This is a genomic window from Cryobacterium sp. TMT1-66-1, assembly GCF_004403435.1.
Classification (GTDB): domain Bacteria; phylum Actinomycetota; class Actinomycetes; order Actinomycetales; family Microbacteriaceae; genus Cryobacterium; species Cryobacterium flavum.
Genome location: NZ_SOGP01000016.1, coordinates 138,272 through 154,708, shown reverse-complemented (window position 1 = coordinate 154,708; position 16,437 = coordinate 138,272). Strand labels below are relative to the sequence as shown.

General features: G+C 62.9%; 15 protein-coding genes and 3 tRNA genes. 11 read left to right on the top strand and 7 right to left on the bottom strand.

Going from position 1 to position 16,437, the window contains the following annotated elements:
* Nucleotides 1–26: 26 nt before the first annotated feature.
* The 3 genes from E3T29_RS11775 to E3T29_RS20730 all read left to right on the top strand — a co-directional run bounded on the left by E3T29_RS11775 (nt 27) and on the right by E3T29_RS20730 (nt 1,443).
* The gene (locus E3T29_RS11775; protein ID WP_134345577.1) at nt 27–422 is read left to right on the top strand and encodes a hypothetical protein; all 396 of its coding nucleotides are present in this window, start codon (nt 27–29) and stop codon (nt 420–422) included.
* Between the two features lie 212 nt (nt 423–634).
* Nucleotides 635–1,003 (top strand): hypothetical protein, encoded by a 369-nt coding sequence (locus E3T29_RS20735; RefSeq protein ID WP_134345576.1) that lies wholly within the window; start codon nt 635–637, stop codon nt 1,001–1,003.
* Entirely contained in the window at nt 1,000–1,443 is a 444-nt protein-coding gene (locus E3T29_RS20730; protein ID WP_134345575.1) for a hypothetical protein, read from the top strand. The genes E3T29_RS20735 and E3T29_RS20730 overlap by 4 nt, the downstream gene beginning before the upstream one ends.
* On the opposite strand, the gene E3T29_RS11760 is transcribed toward E3T29_RS20730, so the two are convergent.
* Nucleotides 1,415–1,807 (bottom strand): VOC family protein, encoded by a 393-nt coding sequence (locus E3T29_RS11760; protein WP_134345574.1) that lies wholly within the window; start codon nt 1,805–1,807, stop codon nt 1,415–1,417. The two genes, E3T29_RS20730 and E3T29_RS11760, sit on opposite strands and share 29 nt — an antisense overlap.
* A gap of 128 nt (nt 1,808–1,935) precedes the next feature.
* On the opposite strand from E3T29_RS11760, the gene E3T29_RS11755 reads away from it, so the two are divergent.
* Nucleotides 1,936–2,490: a recombinase family protein gene (locus E3T29_RS11755; RefSeq protein ID WP_134345573.1), complete on the top strand. Its 555-nt coding sequence runs from the start codon at nt 1,936–1,938 to the stop codon at nt 2,488–2,490.
* 60 nt (nt 2,491–2,550) lie between these two features.
* On the opposite strand, the gene E3T29_RS11750 is transcribed toward E3T29_RS11755, so the two are convergent.
* Nucleotides 2,551–3,018 (bottom strand): GNAT family N-acetyltransferase, encoded by a 468-nt coding sequence (locus E3T29_RS11750; RefSeq protein WP_174776421.1) that lies wholly within the window; start codon nt 3,016–3,018, stop codon nt 2,551–2,553.
* A gap of 450 nt (nt 3,019–3,468) precedes the next feature.
* Between E3T29_RS11750 and E3T29_RS11745 the strand changes: the two genes are divergently transcribed.
* Nucleotides 3,469–5,928 (top strand): AAA family ATPase, encoded by a 2,460-nt coding sequence (locus tag E3T29_RS11745; protein WP_134345571.1) that lies wholly within the window; start codon nt 3,469–3,471, stop codon nt 5,926–5,928.
* A 656-nt stretch (nt 5,929–6,584) separates the two neighbouring features.
* Here E3T29_RS11745 and E3T29_RS11740 read toward each other — a convergent pair.
* Nucleotides 6,585–7,358: a hypothetical protein gene (locus E3T29_RS11740; protein WP_166792391.1), complete on the bottom strand. Its 774-nt coding sequence runs from the start codon at nt 7,356–7,358 to the stop codon at nt 6,585–6,587.
* 302 nt (nt 7,359–7,660) lie between these two features.
* Here E3T29_RS11740 and E3T29_RS11735 point away from each other — a divergent pair, with 302 nt between their 5' ends.
* The gene (locus E3T29_RS11735; RefSeq protein ID WP_198417754.1) at nt 7,661–8,653 is read left to right on the top strand and encodes a site-specific integrase; all 993 of its coding nucleotides are present in this window, start codon (nt 7,661–7,663) and stop codon (nt 8,651–8,653) included.
* Between the two features lie 10 nt (nt 8,654–8,663).
* On the opposite strand, the gene E3T29_RS11730 is transcribed toward E3T29_RS11735, so the two are convergent.
* The 3 genes from E3T29_RS11730 to E3T29_RS11720 form a co-directional block, all read right to left on the bottom strand.
* Nucleotides 8,664–8,739 (bottom strand) — tRNA-Phe (locus tag E3T29_RS11730).
* Nucleotides 8,740–8,809: 70 nt separating this feature from the next.
* Nucleotides 8,810–8,883 (bottom strand) — tRNA-Asp (locus E3T29_RS11725).
* Between the two features lie 85 nt (nt 8,884–8,968).
* Nucleotides 8,969–9,041 (bottom strand) — tRNA-Glu (locus E3T29_RS11720).
* 371 nt (nt 9,042–9,412) lie between these two features.
* Here E3T29_RS11720 and E3T29_RS11715 point away from each other — a divergent pair.
* Entirely contained in the window at nt 9,413–10,648 is a 1,236-nt protein-coding gene (locus E3T29_RS11715; protein WP_166792390.1) for a M23 family metallopeptidase, read from the top strand.
* Nucleotides 10,641–12,041, top strand: a complete 1,401-nt coding sequence (locus E3T29_RS11710) for an NlpC/P60 family protein (RefSeq protein ID WP_134345568.1) — start codon at nt 10,641–10,643, stop codon at nt 12,039–12,041. The genes E3T29_RS11715 and E3T29_RS11710 overlap by 8 nt, the downstream gene beginning before the upstream one ends.
* A 185-nt stretch (nt 12,042–12,226) precedes the next feature.
* On the opposite strand, the gene ppa is transcribed toward E3T29_RS11710, so the two are convergent.
* On the bottom strand, nt 12,227–12,718 hold the full coding sequence (gene ppa / locus E3T29_RS11705) for an inorganic diphosphatase (protein ID WP_092341769.1): 492 nt from the start codon (nt 12,716–12,718) through the stop codon (nt 12,227–12,229).
* Nucleotides 12,719–12,762: 44 nt separating this feature from the next.
* On the opposite strand from ppa, the gene tilS reads away from it, so the two are divergent.
* From tilS to ftsH, 3 genes are all read left to right on the top strand, one after another.
* Entirely contained in the window at nt 12,763–13,734 is a 972-nt protein-coding gene (gene tilS / locus E3T29_RS11700) for a tRNA lysidine(34) synthetase TilS (RefSeq protein ID WP_134345567.1), read from the top strand.
* 31 nt (nt 13,735–13,765) lie between these two features.
* On the top strand, nt 13,766–14,338 hold the full coding sequence (gene hpt, locus E3T29_RS11695) for a hypoxanthine phosphoribosyltransferase (protein ID WP_105036013.1): 573 nt from the start codon (nt 13,766–13,768) through the stop codon (nt 14,336–14,338).
* An 83-nt stretch (nt 14,339–14,421) separates the two neighbouring features.
* A complete protein-coding gene (gene ftsH / locus E3T29_RS11690) occupies nt 14,422–16,431 on the top strand; it encodes an ATP-dependent zinc metalloprotease FtsH (RefSeq protein WP_134345566.1) in 2,010 nt (669 codons plus the stop codon).
* The last annotated feature ends 6 nt before the right edge of the window (nt 16,432–16,437 follow it).

The window sequence follows — 16,437 nt, the reverse complement described above, 5'->3', positions numbered from 1 at the left end:
CCCGCTTCCAGTTTAGGGAGGCTCCTATGACAAGCACACGGTTCACGGTGGCCCCTGTCCCACGTTGGGCGCTCAGTATCGCGACCGCGCTCGCGATACTGGTAGCCATCGTCTATTTGGCGATCGGATTCGGCCTGGTCCCGGAGAACTTCAAGTCACCTCCCGCTCCCGTCATGGTGGTCGCCGGGCTTGCCTATCTGATCGGCGGCGGGTTGATCTTGGTTGCGAATCGACGGCTGATGCTCGCAGGCGCGGCGGCGAATTCCCTGGTCTTGGTCCTGTTCCTCGTGTCCGCACTCATGGGCAACGCCACGATCGACCCCCTCACCCTCAGCGGCAAGGGGGCCCAAGTGGTGCTGGGCGTGCTGCTCGTCTGGTTCGTGAAGCGGATGGGCAAAGGACGAGACGGTCCTCGAGTGTAGGTGGTCTTCGGGATTTCTGCGGCGACCGTGCCAGGTCGTGCCGGCCGCGTCGCCGGTCGTTCCTCCTGCGGCCGGCGGGGGGCTGCGGCCGGCGACCCGCGTGCTCTACATCTCCCCGCTTAAGGCGCTGGGCGTCGACGTCGAACGTAACCTCCACGCCCCGCTTGTGGGCATCACCCACGCCGCGCGCGGCTCGGGTCCGAACCGCGCGCGTGAGCGTCGGCGTTCGCTCGGGCGACACCCGTCGGCAGACCGGCGGGCGACATCCTGATCACCACCCCGAGCCGCTCTTCCTCATGCTCACCTCCGCGGCCCGCGACTCGCTGCGTGGCGTCGACACCGTCCTCGTCGACGAGGTGCACGCGGTTGCCGCCATTAGGCGCGGCGCCCATCTGGTCCTCTCGCTTGAACGGCTCGACGCGCTGCTCGCGAAACCGGCGCAGCGCATCGGGCTTTCCGCCACCGTGCGCCCGCACAGCGAGGCGGCCGGTTCCTGGGCGGTGCCGCACCGGTCGAGATCGTTGCGCCGGCCTCCGGCAAGCGGTTCGACCCGCGTGTCGTGGTTCCCGTCAACGACATGAGCCGGCTCGACGCCGAGCCGCCGCGGGAGGGCGCGCCGCGGGAGGGACCGACGGCATCCGTTCCCCAGACCGGGTCGATCTGGCCTCACGTCGAGGAGGCGATCGTCGACCAGGTGCTCACGCACACCTCCTCGATCGTGTTCGCGAATTCGCGGCGCCTGGCCGAGCGGCTGACGGCGCGGTTCAACGAGATCCCACGCCGAACGGATGGCGTGGGCCGAGGGCGAGACGCCGGTCACGGCCGGCGTTTCCGCCTGGGATGCGGCATTCGGCGGCGTTGCAGCATCCCGGCCCCCAGCATCAGCGGGCACCGGCTCACGGCCGCGCTGATCGCGGCGAGCGGGCAGAGCCAGGGTGCCGAGCCGCTGCTCGCGCGCACCCACCACGGCTCGGTGAGCAATGTCTTCGGGGTCAGGATGCGGCCACTACCTCGACTTTGAAGCCGGCTTCGTTCTCGAGGTATGCGGCGTAGTGGTCGGGGCCTCCAGCGCGGGGATAGCGATCCGCATAGAGGGAACTCCAGCCGTGGTCTGTTGCTTCGCCAACGATGCCGTCGATGTCAGCTTCGGATCCTCCATGAAGCGCGACGTGGTTGATTCCGGGGAGTCTTCGGTCATGCGCGTCGCCGGAAAGGGTTGGCGGTCGTGTGGTCACAAGGTAGACGTCACCGCATCGCCAGGAAGTCCCGTTTTCCCACTCCTGATCGACCGACCATCCGAGCTTCGCAAGTAGCCAGCCCCAGGACTTTCGAGCGCTGTCTAGGTCAACGACCCAAATCTCAACGTGATGTAGCCCAAGTGCCATGTGGCCATCGTTTCATGGCGGAGCGGACCGTGCCGCAAGGAACGTCTACTGGCCGCAAACACTATCCGCGCTCCCAGCGGTTTACGGCTTGCGAGCTTGAAAAATCATCGTCGTGTCGCTTCCTTTGAATGGAGTTCTCACCCAATCTCCCCAGACCGCTTCGAAACGCTCTGATCGCTCTTGGCGTGACGCCGGAGAAGACGTTTACCGATCAGGGTCTCGCCGGAACGAATCGGGCCCGGCCAGGTCTGCGCGAAGCGTTGGCCGCCTGCCGGGCCGGCGACACCCTCGTCGTGACCAAACTCGACCGACTGGCTCGCTCACTTCGTGATGCCAAGGACATCGTCGATGACCTCACCCTTCGCGAAGTGAAGCTCAGCATCGGCGGTTCCGTTCACGACCCCACCGACCCGGTCGGCAGACTCCTCTTCAACGTGCTCGCGATGGTCGCTGAATTCGAGGCCGACCTGATCCGAGCACGCACCCGCGAAGGGATGCAAGTCGCCAAAGCGGCCGGCCGGCTCCGCGGCAAGCAACCCAAACTGTCCCCGGCGCAGGAAAAGCACCTGATCGAGGTCCACCAACGGGGCGAACACACCACCGCGCAGATCGCAGAACTCTTCAGCGTTGCCAGATCCACGGTCTACCGGGCAATCCAACGAGCCGGGGACACCGCCGCCTGAACGTGCGTCGTGCAAGGGAGTACGGAAGAGCCAGTGGACAGCGATGGCACTATTGCGCGGTCATAGTGCCCCTGGTGTCAGATCATACGTAACCCACTTGGTAGACGTGGCGGTCAAATCATAGAGATGGCGGGCCCGAGTATTGTCCTCTGCCGTGATCCAGCGAACGACTGAGCGTCCTTCGCGTTCGGCCAGCGCGGAGAGTTCGCTCAGTAGCGCGCGCCCGACGCCGGCTCCCCGAGCGCTCGAGTCCGTGAACAGATCGTCGAGGTAGATACCCACGCTTCCCGTTGAGGGACGAGAAAATCGACGATAGTGCGCGAGCCCCACAAGTCGACCCCCGGAGGTGGCGACAAAGGCATTGACTTCATTCGAGTCGTCATTGATCCAGGTCCAGACACGCTCAACGATGCTGTCATCGGGAGACAGCTCGTAGAAGTCTCGATAGCCCCGATAGAGCGCAGCCCACTGGGACGAGTCGGAGGTTCGGACGGCACGGATAGAGACCGAATCGTTTGTAATCACCATCCCAGAGTATCTGCGCGCATTCCGTTCCCTCCCTCGTTCCCATTCGGGCTCTTCTGGCCACGCTTCCACCGTCGGTAGGCCCAGTGGTACGGGGAGCCCGTAGAAGATTGCCCTTACGGGAATTGAGGTTCGTCGATGGCTGGAGCGAGGTGTGAGCGCGACTACGACCACTTGTGCAGACGACTTCGAAAAATGACACCGATCAGTTTCGTCATCTTTGCTCCCGGGGTGTCTCATAACTAATGGTGAGTACCACGGTTCAGGCATGCGGTTATGCGACGTAGTTATGAGAATCGGCGCGCCGCACGATTCCGGGGAACGCGGAGGGAGTCGAGACATGGGCGTGAGACGTCTTGTATCCCTAGGGTTATGAGACAAGCGGCAGTGTGCCCCCGCATGCAAGGATGAACCAGAGGTGACATTGCGGCCACTTCAAATTTGGGGGAATGCATGACGCTGACAGTAGTAGAGGACCCGCCCGAAGCACTCACGGTGTTTTCTTTTGAAGAGATTGTGGAGGAGATCTGTCTCAAACGAGAGTCGGCGCGTCAAGGCATCGAAAGCTGGGACAGGCTCCATGCGGTGACTATCGAACTCGCTGGCTCACCTCGTGACGACACGAATTGGCTGGATCCGAGTCGGGTCTGGCGAATCGAGCGGGTGTCGATCCATAACTACCGCGGCGTTCTAAACGAAGATCCCCTCGTTCTTGTCTTCGACCCCACGCCGGGCATCACAGTTCTGCACGGCTTGAACGGCGCGGGAAAATCAAGCATCAGCGATGCGGTCGACCTGGCTCTTAGCGGGAATACGCCGGCGGTCACCGGGGGGACAGCAGGGAAAGCTGCCCTTTGGGATCCCGTGCATCTGGCGAGAGGGTCATCCTCGGCACGTGTCGAAGTAACCCTCTCCTCCGGAGGGGATCGCTTGGTCATCGCAACAGTCTTGGGGCAAACTGGGGAAACCGTATCTCACGAAGCGCTGCTCGAGAGCCGGAACGGCATCGCGAAAGTCAATCTCGGTCAGAGCTGGCACCAGGCGTTGGCCAGCCATCAACCAGTCTTCGCCTACGCATCTCTTGAGCGCCGCGTCCAGTTGAGCAAAGACCTAGCAACCTACTTCGAAGGTTTATTGGCATTGGGCGGTAGCTTCAGCGCCCTTGAAGAGACGATCACTTTGCGCGGGAATGCATCCGCGGAAGCCTTGAAGCGGTGGAGTGCAGCACGGGAAGCCGGACTGCGTGGGCTCTCTGATGTCGACAAGGAAAGGAGTACCGTCACGACCTCAATGCCACTCGATCCGGTCCCTGAGCCGAACATCAGCGATGACAAAGACACGTGGCTGAGGGACGCAGGTCTGACGGAGACTGGCTTGAATTCTCCTTCTCTTCCGAGTGACGCTAGAGAACGACTTGCGAAGGCTGCAACCGATGTTCGAAGTTCCATTGAGGAGTTTGAGAAAGCCGGCACGACCGCCGAACAAGTTCTCTCAGGGACGCTGGAGCAATTGCACTCCGACGCCGTGGACCGCCATCTGAAGGACGGCACGTGCCCAGTTTGCGCGACCCCGGATTCGAGCTGGCTAACTACGCTTGGCGAAAGCGTCAAACAACACAAGAACCTTGCGACCTTGAGAACGAAGGTTGGTGACGATACAAAAGCACTAGGAACAGCAACGTGTGAGTTGCTAACTGCAGCACTCAAAATAGGAACTCAGGCCGATACGACTGACCCAATCAACGCGCTAAGTTCCATCGGACAGAGCCTCTTGAACAAGTTCGATGTCGCACGCGAATCCGGAATTGCGACTCAACACTCGGTACTGACGGCAACGGCCGAACTTTCAGATTGGCTTTGTTCTCAAGGTGCACGCGACCTCATAACCGAAGCCGTTGCGCGGACCGACGCGACCAAGCAATGGCGCATTGCCAGAGCTCGCGCAGTCGAAAGCTTCGTGACCGTTTGGGAAGAGGACGGTGCTTCTGCCTCCGAGTCTCCCTTGTGGTCTGCCACGTCAAAGCGCGTCGGCGAGCTAAGGAATGGGTTGCGAAAACGTCGGAGCATCTCACTTGAAGGAAAAGCCGGCGCGCGCGTAAAGGAGCTCCTGTCAGATGCGGAACTTCAGCTGAAGAGCATCAATGTTCTCACGAGCAAGGCATCGATGGAGCTGGTTGACCAGAATGGCGGTCAAGTCGACCTCGGCATGCTGAGCGCTGGGCAGAGAAATGCTGTCCTACTAGCACCACTACTCGCGTCCGTCGACGCAGGGCCGTTCGGATTCCTCATTCTTGATGACCCTGTCCACGCTTTCGATGAGCTGAGAATTGATAGGCTCGCGAATTCGCTGTCCAAGTTGGCTGAAACGCGACGCGTGATCGTCTTGACGCATGACGAGCGGTTGAAGGAGCATCTGGCCGCCAGGACCAACGACTGTGACACACGCCTAGTGGCACGATCAGGTGCAACGGGAGCAGTTGAAGTTACGGACAGCAGCCACTTCTGGGACCGATTGCTACTCGATGCTCGGGCTGTGCTTGATCTCTCCCTCAGTGAGACTGGATCCACCAAAGACGTCACCGACGCGGTCCGTGGGTTGTGCCGAATGAGTGTCGACAATGCGCTCCGGTCCTTCGTGATTCGGAATTCAGTCCTTGCCAATCGGGACACTGAAGCCGACCTCACGAAGCTCGACGCCGCATACACGACTGACAAACGTCTCGAAGTCGCCAAGACTTTCTGGAATGAGACGCAGCCTGCACTCAATCCCGTAACGCGGGCCGAGAGGGTATGCGAGCCGCACATGACCTCCTGGAATCAGTCCATCCATGGGAATCCCCAACTAAGCGACTCTACAGAAGTGGAAATCCGCGCGGCGCGCGACGCCTGCAAGGCTCTGGCTGCTGCGTTATGACAGCCAAAGGCATGACGGATGCCACTAAAACACGCTTGGCAGTGATCGACCTGCGCCTCCGTATTGAGCGCCTCGCCACAGGCGCCGTGACGAACGCCTTTCCGGGTAGATCAGTTGTCGTGCCTCAGACCAACATCAGCAATCGGCTAGCATTCATATTTGTTGCGAACGGGACACAAGCTACGCCTTCGGAATTGCTCGGTCTCATTCGCCTCTCGCGCCACATTTACCGGCGAACTTCTGATGTTCTCCACGGTCGATCGAGCATGGTCAACCTGCCAGCGGTGCTCCTGGCTGAGTGGGAAGCCAGCGTCGCTCGCCTCGAGGCGATAGTCCGGGCAGCACACCCCGTCAGCACATCGAGAGCGTGAGCGCGCAATATTCGCAAGAATCGTGGGACGAGGTCATTGGCGGCATGTCTTCAAAGCATGGGGGCTGTCTCGTAACCTAAGTGCCTCAAAACCCATGGGATATACGACGCTGACGTCTTCGGGTTTAGCGTGGCCAATCGGGTCGCTGCGCCAAATAGCGATCAGAAAAAGCCGCCACGTAGCGCCGAAAGCCACAATAGGAGCCACCCTGTTAGACGTAAGCATCAGGAAATCCTGACGTGTACGACCGGGTAGACCCTGATGGACCCCGCGAACGAACTGCGCCTACTTCAGATCAGCGCTGTAGGTAACGCCGGAGTTGAGGTGGTGGCCGTCGAGACGTTTGCCCTTATCGCCGCGTGGGTCATCTCGTTCGGCGTCGATGAGCGGGACGGCAACCCGGGTCGTGTGCACAGAGTCGAGTGTCCAATCACCCTCGGGGTCAACGTCCCAGTCGCCAAGGATTATGTTTAGACCGCCCTTTAGCAGAGCAATGATTCGTCTGATCCGAGGCCGCTTCACCTGAGCGACGTTCCAGTGCTTGCGTGCGCGATCTGCGAAGAACGCACCACCATGCCCTCCGAACGGTGCCGGCCGTCCTTCGAGCTCGTCGGCGGCGATCGGCACGATGACCGTGCCGATGAGGGAGCTCCATTGGATTGCTTCGTCTTTTGTGAAGATCGCTGGGCCCAGTACCGTCGTCGAGTGGATACCCGCGATGTTGGTGTTAGTAAGCGGGACCTCGTCGTCAGTGCACACCTGTGTACCGGCAATTGTTGCCACGTGGATTGCGATCGCCTCCGCCTTCCGTGCATCGCGGCGCGAGCTGAAGGGTTCTACCGTTTGCAGGATAACCGAACCGGGGGCATCGCGGAGCTGTTCTGCAGCCTCATTGTGCCGCTGATATACACGAGCCATGCTGGTGGCGATGCCTATGTAGATAGAGTTCTGTCTTCTGTTCTCGTACATGTAGAGCCAGCAGCAGTCGGCCAAGTCGCTCAACCTTTCGCAGTTTCGGCGGACCTCGACGCGACGCCGGATCCACTTATAGGATCCCATGAACACGACCGTCGCCGCCTCGCGAATCGGACTCGCGCACGGGAGCAATCAATGATGCAGAAAGTACGCGATCATAGCCTTGCAGAGATGAGCAAAACTCCGCGAGATGGAGAGATTCAATGCCCACGATCACGACGTACGCAACGGCCGGCGGCAAGCGCTACCTCGTGCGGTACCGCACACCGGACCGACGACAAACGATGAAGCGTGGCTTTGCCACGAAACGCGATGCGGAACGATTCCTCGCGGGCGTCGAGATATCGAAGGACCGCGGCGAATGGGTCGACCCGACCAAGTCGCGAGTGACCGTCGCTGACTGGGCCGAGCAGTGGTACGAGGCGCAGGTTCAATTGAAACCGACGACGCGGTCCGGGTACCGACACGGCCTCGACAAGCACGTACTGCCGCGGTGGGGCACGACGCGGTTGGGGGAGGTAAGGCACGCTGACGTCCAGGCGTGGGTTTCTGACCTGTCCGCGCGACTTGCACCATCGACCGTGCGCCAAATTCACCTCGTGCTCTCAGGCGTTCTCAAGTACGCCGTCATGGACAAACGCATTCCCGTCAATCCGTCCGATGGTGTGCGCCTCCCCAGGATCGTGAAGAGCTCAAGAGGCTATCTCAGCAACGACCAGGTGTCTCGCCTCGCTCGCGCTTGCGGGCCCGACGCCGACGTCATCATCCTGCTGGCCTATACCGGTCTGCGGTGGGGTGAGATGGCTGGCCTCAAGACGGCGCGAATCGATCTAGATCGCCGCCGCATTGACGTGGCCGAGGCCGTATCTGATCCTCGAGGTCGGGTGATCTGGGGAACACCGAAGTCGCATGAGCGACGTTCCGTGCCGTTCCCCGATTTTCTCTCGGACTCGCTGCGGGCGCGCTGCCAGGGCAAACATTCCGACGACCTGGTCTTCATGGCTCCTGACGGTGGCGTGCTCCGGAGTGGAAACTTTCGAAACCGCCGCTTCAACTCTGCTCTCGCGTCGGTCCAAGCCGCTGACCCGGAATTTCCCAAGGTGACACCCCATGACCTCAGGCACACGGCTGCAAGCCTCGCCGTCTCGGTCGGGGCCAATGTGAAAGCGGTGCAGCGAATGCTGGGACATTCGTCGGCTGCGATGACGCTGGACGTCTACGCAGACCTCTTCGACGACGACTTAGATGCCGTTGCGGTGGCTCTCAATGGCAGTGTTCCATTTTCAGATGTGTTCAAAATGTGTTCACTGGAGGGAAAAGGAGCCGATTCAAAGCTCGAAAATGGGCATAAAAAAAGGCCACTCCCCAGTGTTTCCTAGGGAGTGGCGGTGGTGGCCCCGACCGGCGTCGATCCGGTGACCTTTCGATTTTCAGTCGAACGCTCTACCAACTGAGCTACAGGGCCCCAAAGCTGCGTTGAAAAACGCCTCTTCTAAGGAAAAAAGCCCTTCCTTTCGAAAGGGCTATTACCTTTGCGACCCTGACCGGACTTGAACCGGCGACCTCCGCCGTGACAGGGCGGCGCGCTAACCAACTGCGCTACAGGGCCTCGATGTAAAAATGTGAATCTGTGTGCGAGGCACTTGGTAAGACTATTCTATTTCGAGTAATGCTTCGTGCACGTGCAGTTTGCGTAGCCCCAACGGGATTCGAACCCGTGTTAACGCCGTGAAAGGGCGCCGTCCTAGGCCGCTAAACGATGGGGCCGTGAGCCACAAAGTTCATGGCTGCCGAAGAGTAAGCATACGGTCTTGCGGGGAGAAGGCCAAATCGGCGCGCGCAGCATCCGCTCGATTGGTTAATTGTTTTCGACGCCGGTTCGCACCGCGCCAGCAAATGAGCGGGCCAGCGGGCATTTCGCGGGTTAGATTCACCGGTAAGACTGGGTGAATCGTGCCCAGCTTGTTACTCTGAAGAGTCTGCTTCGGCGCACGTGGCGACTGCTATAAGCCTGTTGGGAAACAATGATTCGTACCAGAACCGTGACCGGCCTTAGGACTGACCCGCCTGCCCGCCGCTTGCGTGTAACCAATCGCTGGCCCAGGCACACCCTGGCGCTGACCAGCATCATGGCTGCCATGACTCTACTGGTCACCCTGGTGAGCCCCGTCGCGCCCGCCCGCGCCGTCGATTACCCCTCCTGGCAGGACCTGCAAAACGCCAAGGCGAACACCGCCTCGGCGGCCGCGCAGGTCACCGCTATCGAGAATCTCATTGCCGGCCTACAGGTGCAGGTACAAGAGACTCAGGCTGCAGCCGAAAAGAGTGCCAATGAACTCGAGGTGGCTCAGCAGGAATTCGACGACGCCACCCGACGTGCCGAAGATATCCAGACCCAGGCCGACGCGAGCAAGGCCACAGCGGATGCCGCGACCAAGCAAGCCGGCCAGCTCGCCGCCCAGCTCTACCGCACCGGTGGCACCGATCTCAGCGTGAACCTGTTCTTGGAGGGCGAGGGAGACGGTGCCGATGCCGACCTGCTGTTGGCCAAACTCGGCAACATGAGCAAGCTCGTTGAGCGCAGCTCCGACGTCTACGAATCGGCGCAGTCGGCCACGAACAACGCCCAGTCTCTCGGTGACCAGGCCAAAGTCGCGCAGTCCGAACGCGAGACTCTGCGCGTCGCCGCCGAGGCCGCGCTCGCCGCAGCCCAGGCTGCCGCCGAAGCAGCAGCGAACGCGCTGGCCGACTCCGAGGCCAAGAGCGTGGAACTGGAGCAGCAGCTGCAGTTCATGCGCGACGCCCAAGCCACTACGACAGCCGGGTATGAAGCCGGAGTTGCCGAACGCGCCCGGCTTGAAGCCATCCGGGTTGCGGCTGAAGCGGCGGCAAAGGCCGCCGCTGCCGCAGCGGCGCGTGCCAACAGCGGAGGGTCCGGTGGTTCCGTGAGCATGACCGGCTGGGCCGTTCCGGCCAGCGGTCGAATCACCGGCGGCTTCGGCCCTCGGTCGGTCATCTGTAACGGTGGCCAGTGCAGCGGCAGCTTCCACTACGCCACCGACCTCGGCACCGGCTGCGGTTCGCCCATCTACGCCGCCCACGCTGGCGTCGTCACCTGGGCTGGCGTTCTCGGCACGTACGGCAACTTCGTGAAGATCAGCCACGGCGACAACGTCTCAACCGGCTACGCCCACATTCAAAACGGCGGCTATAACGTTCGTTCCGGCCAGTCCGTGTCCGCCGGGCAGATCATCGCCTATTCCGGGGATACCGGCGCCGCCAACGGCTGCCACCTGCACTTCGAAGTGTGGATTGGTGGAAACCGCATCAATCCCGTTCCATTCATGGCCGACCGGGGAGCATCACTTGGCTAAGAGCACTACAACCGCACCGAGCACCACCGCACGCGCACGGGGTCGCACCAAGTCGAAGCGGCTGCTGTCGGCGGTGGCGATAGGCGCGGTCTCGGCGGTCACAGCATCCGTTGCCGCTGCCGGCGGGGCAGCCTTCGCCGCCCCCGACTATCCGAGCTGGAATGACGTCGAAAAGGCCAAGCAGAACGAATCGACCAAGCAGGCCGAGATCGCCACTCTCGGCGAGCTGTTGAACGGGCTGGCCAGCCAGGCCGCGAAGGCCGTCACGACCGCGCAGATTGCGGCCGAGGCCTACCGAGTGACGCAGGATGCCCTGGACGCCGCTACCGTGCGCGAAACCAGCCTCAGTGAGCAGGCTGCAACCGCCGAAGCCACCGCCGCAACATCGAAGATGCGGGCCGGCCTCATCGCCGCGCACCTCGCCAAGTCCGGTGCCAGCGGTCTGTCACTCAACCTGTTCCTGAACGGCAACAGCGCGGATGACCTGCTCAGCCAGCTCGGAACGGCCAGCAAGCTGAGTGAGCAGTCGGAGCAGATCTACACCGAAGCCGTGCAGGACAAGAACGCGGCCGAGTCCCTCGGTGAGCAGGCCGCATCGGCGACAGAGGAACGCGAACGTCTCACCGAAGAGTCCAAGACCACCTTTGATGCCGCCACGGCGAGCTCGACCGCAGCCGAGGCCGCTTACAACACTCAGCAACGCAAGTCGAGCGAACTGTTCGAACAACTCGCCTTGCTCAAAGACACCACGGCCGAGGCCGAACGCAGCTTCCATGCCGGCGAAGACGCGGCCGCTGCGGCCAGCGCGTTCGCGCAGGCGCAGGCTTCTGCTGCTGCCATAGCGGATGCCGCGGCCGCGCAGGCCGTGCGGGATACCGCAGCCGCAGCCGCAGCCGCAGCCGGTTCAGGTTCAGGTTCAGGTTCAGGTGCCGGTTCTGGATCAGGTTCGGGTTCTGGGTCGGTTGCGCCGTCCGTGCCGGCAACGCCGTCCCCACCCGTCGCCCTGCCCAATGCGAGCATCGTCGACACCGCGCTGGCGTTCGCCAACGCCCAGCTCGGCGACCGCTACGTCTTCGGCGGCTCCGGCCCAGACGCCTGGGACTGCTCCGGCCTGACCAAGGCCGCCTACGCAGCGGCTGGTGTCTACATCGGAACCCACTCGGCCACGAACCAGTACAACACCATGGCCAGCCAAGGCAAGCTGGTCTCCTTCGCCCAGGTGCAGGTGGGCGACCTGGTGTTCTGGGGCAGCCCCGGCAACTATTACCACGTGGCGATTTACGCGGGGAACGGCCAGGTTCTCGAAGCGCCGAACCCCTCGTCGCGGGTGCGCGTGCACAGCATCTGGTCGTCTTGGGCTGTGGCGCCCTACGTGGGTCGCCCGGCCGCCTAACACCGCGCCGGATAGGCCGCCCGGTGGCTAATTCAGGAGATCCTCGCGGCATCGCACGATGGCTGGCGGACCAGTGCGCGCGCGGCGGCCCTTCCCTGCCGATTTCCTGAATTAGCCCCCGCGAGCAGGCCCACAGACAAAACGAAGGCCCCCTGGTCAGTCAGGGGGCCTTCGTCGGTACCGGGCTAGTGGCCCTCTGCGGCCAGCTTCGCAATGCCGTCGACCACGATCTGGTTGGCCTCTTCGGCGTCGCCCCAGCCCTCCGTCTTGACCCACTTATTCGGCTCGAGGTCCTTGTAGTGCTCGAAGAAGTGCTCGATTTCCTTGCGGGTGTACTCCGGAATGTCGAGGACATCCTGGATGTGATTCCAGCGCGGGTCGCCGGCCGGAACGGCGATGACCTTGGCGTCGCTTCCGCCGTCATCGGTCATGTTGAACACGCCGACCGGGCGCACTGAGACGCCAACGCCCGGGAACAGCGGGTAGTCGAGCAGCACGAGAACGTCGACGGGGTCGCCGTCGAGGCCGAGCGTGTTCTCGAAGTAGCCGTAGTCGGTGGGGTACATGAAGCTCGTGTAGAGCACGCGGTCGAGGTACACGCGACCGGTTTCGTGGTCCACCTCATACTTGTTGCGGCTCCCGCGAGGGATTTCGATGACTGCGTCGTATTCGGCCATGGCTGGTTTCTCCCTTGATCAAAGTCTGCCGCTAACGTTACTGGATGGAATCTCCCCGCCCCCCGCGCCTGACCCCGGCCGTCGCCGACATTCGCCGGGCCGTGCGCGAGCTGCTGCCGCCGGAGGGCCTCGTTCTGGTCGGCCTGAGCGGCGGCGCCGATTCGCTCGCGCTCGCCGCCGCGACCGCTTTCGAAGCCGGGCGGTTGGGCATCCGTGCCGGCGCGGTCATCGTCGATCACAACCTGCAAACCGGGTCAGCGGATGTCGCGGCGCGGGCCGCCGAGGCCGCCAGCCGGCTGGGCCTCGACCCTGTACTGGTGCTGAGCGTGACCGTCCAGCGTGACGGGACCGGCCCGGAGGCCGCGGCACGCGTTCAACGGTACGCGGCGTTCGATACTGCCCTGGCCAAGACCGGCGCGAGCGGCGTACTGCTCGGCCACACCCTCGACGACCAGGCCGAAACCGTGCTCCTCGGCCTCGCCCGCGGCTCCGGATCGACCAGCCTGCGAGGCATGGCGGCGCGAACCGGGCCGATTCTCAGGCCGTTGCTCGGCATCCGTCGTGCCCAAACCTGGCAATTCTGCACCGATGCCGGCCTCGAGCCGTGGAGCGACCCGCAGAACTTCGACCCGCGCTACGCCCGGGTGCGGGTGCGAGAAACGGTGCTGCCGCTGCTGGAAACCGAACTCGGCCCCGGGGTCGCCGGGGCGCTCGCCCGCACCGCCGAGACCCTGCGGGAAGACTCGGACGCCCTCGACGCGCTGGCGCGCACGATGTTGCGGGAAAACTGGGCCAATGGGAAGATCGCCACGGACCTGCTGGACGCGCAGTCGGCCGCCGTGCGGCAGCGCGTGATTCGGTTCGGAGTCGAGGCGATGTGCGGCGTGTGGCTGACTCGAGTGCAGACCCTGGCCGTGGCCGCGCTGGTGACCGACTGGCACGGACAGGGAGCGCTCAGCCTGCCAGGTATTAGAGTTGTACGGCAGGACGGAATGTTGATTTTTTCCGTTCTTTGACACATCTAAAGAAAAGGACTGCACCTTTCACATGGAACCTCGCGACATTGACGGCGACCTCACCGAGATCCTGATCAGCGAGGAGCAGATTCGGGCTCGCCTGGCCGAAATGTCACGCCAGATCGAAGTCGACTACGCCGGCACCGACCTGCTGCTGGTCGGCGTGCTCAAGGGCGCGGTCATGGTCATGGCCGATCTGGCCCGCGAACTGCATCACCCGGTGACCATGGACTGGATGGCGGTCAGTTCCTACGGCTCCGGAACGCAGTCCAGCGGCGTCGTACGCATTTTGAAGGACCTCGATACCGACCTCTCCGGTCGCAACGTGCTCATCGTTGAGGACATCATCGACTCCGGCCTGACCCTCTCGTGGCTGTTGGCGAACCTGAAAACGCGCGGTCCGGCATCCATTGAGATCTGCGCTTTGCTGCGGAAGCCTGATGCCGCGCGCGTCGACATCGACGTGAAATACGTGGGTTTCAACATTCCGAACAAGTTCGTGGTGGGCTATGGCCTCGACTACGACGAGAAGTACCGCAACCTGCGCTCGGTCGGCATTCTCGCCCCGCACGTCTACTCCACCGTCGCCGCAGCCGCGCTCTAGCCACAGCCTGCACCAAGCCCCAAGTTTTCCTTTGGGCGAACACACGGCATTCCCTTGCAATCGAGCGCTAGCCTGAGGTCACCATGAACGTCAAGAAGCTACTCCGCGGCCCGATTCTCTACATTGTGCTCGCCGTCATCGCCGTCTGGGTGGGGTCAAGCCTCATCACCATGAGTGGATTCCGCGAGGTCAGCACGCAAGAGGGCCTCGGCTACCTCAAGTCGGGCAACGTCGCCGAAGCCACCATCGTCGACGGTGAACAGCGCGTCGACCTCACGCTGACCAAGGCCAGCGGTGACCTCGGCACCCAGGTGCAGTTCTACTACGTCGCCCCGCGTGGCGAAGAGATCATCACCGCGGTCACCGCCGCGAACCCCAAGGACGGCTTCACCGACGAGGTACCCCAGCCCAACTGGGTGCTCTCGGTTCTAAGCTTCCTGCTCCCCGTGCTGCTGATCGGTGCCTTCTTCTGGCTCATGATCTCGATGCAGGGCGGTGGCAGCAAGGTCATGAAGTTTGGCAAGTCCAAGGCCAAGCTCGTCTCCAAGGAAAGCCCGCAGGTCACCTTCGCCGACGTCGCCGGCGCAGACGAAGCCATCGAAGAACTCGAAGAGATCAAAGACTTTCTCAAGGAACCCGCCAAATTCCAGGCGGTCGGCGCCCGCATCCCGAAGGGCGTGCTGCTCTACGGCCCTCCCGGAACCGGTAAAACGCTGCTCGCCCGCGCGGTCGCAGGCGAGGCCAACGTGCCGTTCTACGCCATCAGCGGCTCGGACTTCGTCGAAATGTTCGTCGGTGTCGGCGCCAGCCGGGTGCGCGACCTGTTCAGCCAAGCCAAAGAGAACGCTCCCGCCATTATCTTCATCGACGAGATCGACGCTGTCGGCCGTCACCGCGGCGCCGGCATGGGCGGCGGCCACGACGAACGCGAGCAGACCCTCAACCAGCTGCTGGTCGAGATGGACGGCTTCGACGTGAAGGCGAACGTCATCCTCATCGCCGCCACCAACCGCCCCGACATCCTCGACCCCGCGCTGCTGCGCCCGGGCCGGTTCGACCGGCAGATCGGCGTCGACGCACCCGACATGCTCGGCCGCAAGCGCATCCTCGAGGTGCACTCCAAGGGCAAGCCGATGGCCGAAGGCGTCGACCTTGAAGTGCTCGCCCGCAAGACACCTGGCTTCACCGGAGCCGACCTGGCCAACGTGCTCAACGAAGCCGCGCTGCTCACCGCCCGGTCCAACGCCCAGCTCATCGACAACCGTGCGCTCGACGAAGCCGTCGACCGGGTCATGGCCGGACCGCAGCGCCGCACCCGCGTCATGCGCGACAAAGAGAAGCTCATCACCGCGTACCACGAGGGCGGCCACGCCCTCGTCGCCACCGCGATGAACTTCACCGACCCGGTGACCAAGATCACCATTTTGCCGCGCGGCCGGGCCCTCGGCTACACGATGGTGATGCCGCTCGAAGACCGCTACTCGGTCACCCGAAACGAACTGCTCGACCAGCTGGCCTACGCCATGGGCGGCCGCGTCGCCGAAGAAATCATCTTTCACGACCCGACCAGCGGCGCCTCCAATGACATCGAGAAAGCCACGGCGACCGCACGCAAGATGGTCACCGAATTCGGCATGAGCAGTGTCGTCGGCCCGCTCAAGCTCGGCCAGGGCTCCGGTGAGGTCTTCCTCGGCCGCGACATGGGCCACCAGCGCGACTACTCGGAGCGCGTCGCCGAGAGCGTCGACCGCGAGGTGCGCCAGCTGCTCGAAGACGCCCACGACGAGGCCTACGAAGTTCTGATCAAGAACCGTGTCATTCTCGACAACCTCGCCACGGCCCTGCTCGAACATGAGACTCTCGACCAGACCGCCCTGGCCGAGATCTTCGCCAACGTCGAGAAGCTGCCGTCGCGCCCGCAGTGGCTCTCCAGCGACAAGCGACCCGTTTCCGACGTGCCGCCCATCGCCATGCCGGCCCCGAAGGCTCCCATCGACGGCGCTGCCGTTGACGGAGGCATCTCCAGCGGCGACGCCGTTCCCGCCAAACCAAAGCGCGCGCCGGCCCGCAACCCCCGCCCCGCAACCGCCTAGGCGCCC

What these genes read in the sequence shown, in the direction of transcription:
- E3T29_RS11775 (WP_134345577.1), top strand. Translation starts at nt 27, where the DNA reads ATGACAAGCACACGGTTCACGGTGGCCCCTGTCCCACGTTGGGCGCTC.
- E3T29_RS20730 (WP_134345575.1), top strand. Translation starts at nt 1,000, where the DNA reads ATGAGCCGGCTCGACGCCGAGCCGCCGCGGGAGGGCGCGCCGCGGGAG.
- E3T29_RS11760 (WP_134345574.1), bottom strand. Translation starts at nt 1,807, where the DNA reads ATGGCACTTGGGCTACATCACGTTGAGATTTGGGTCGTTGACCTAGAC.
- E3T29_RS11755 (WP_134345573.1), top strand. Translation starts at nt 1,936, where the DNA reads ATGGAGTTCTCACCCAATCTCCCCAGACCGCTTCGAAACGCTCTGATC.
- E3T29_RS11750 (WP_174776421.1), bottom strand. Translation starts at nt 3,018, where the DNA reads ATGGTGATTACAAACGATTCGGTCTCTATCCGTGCCGTCCGAACCTCC.
- E3T29_RS11745 (WP_134345571.1), top strand. Translation starts at nt 3,469, where the DNA reads ATGACGCTGACAGTAGTAGAGGACCCGCCCGAAGCACTCACGGTGTTT.
- E3T29_RS11740 (WP_166792391.1), bottom strand. Translation starts at nt 7,358, where the DNA reads ATGGGATCCTATAAGTGGATCCGGCGTCGCGTCGAGGTCCGCCGAAAC.
- E3T29_RS11715 (WP_166792390.1), top strand. Translation starts at nt 9,413, where the DNA reads ATGACTCTACTGGTCACCCTGGTGAGCCCCGTCGCGCCCGCCCGCGCC.
- ppa (WP_092341769.1), bottom strand. Translation starts at nt 12,718, where the DNA reads ATGGCCGAATACGACGCAGTCATCGAAATCCCTCGCGGGAGCCGCAAC.
- tilS (WP_134345567.1), top strand. Translation starts at nt 12,763, where the DNA reads ATGGAATCTCCCCGCCCCCCGCGCCTGACCCCGGCCGTCGCCGACATT.
- hpt (WP_105036013.1), top strand. Translation starts at nt 13,766, where the DNA reads ATGGAACCTCGCGACATTGACGGCGACCTCACCGAGATCCTGATCAGC.
- ftsH (WP_134345566.1), top strand. Translation starts at nt 14,422, where the DNA reads ATGAACGTCAAGAAGCTACTCCGCGGCCCGATTCTCTACATTGTGCTC.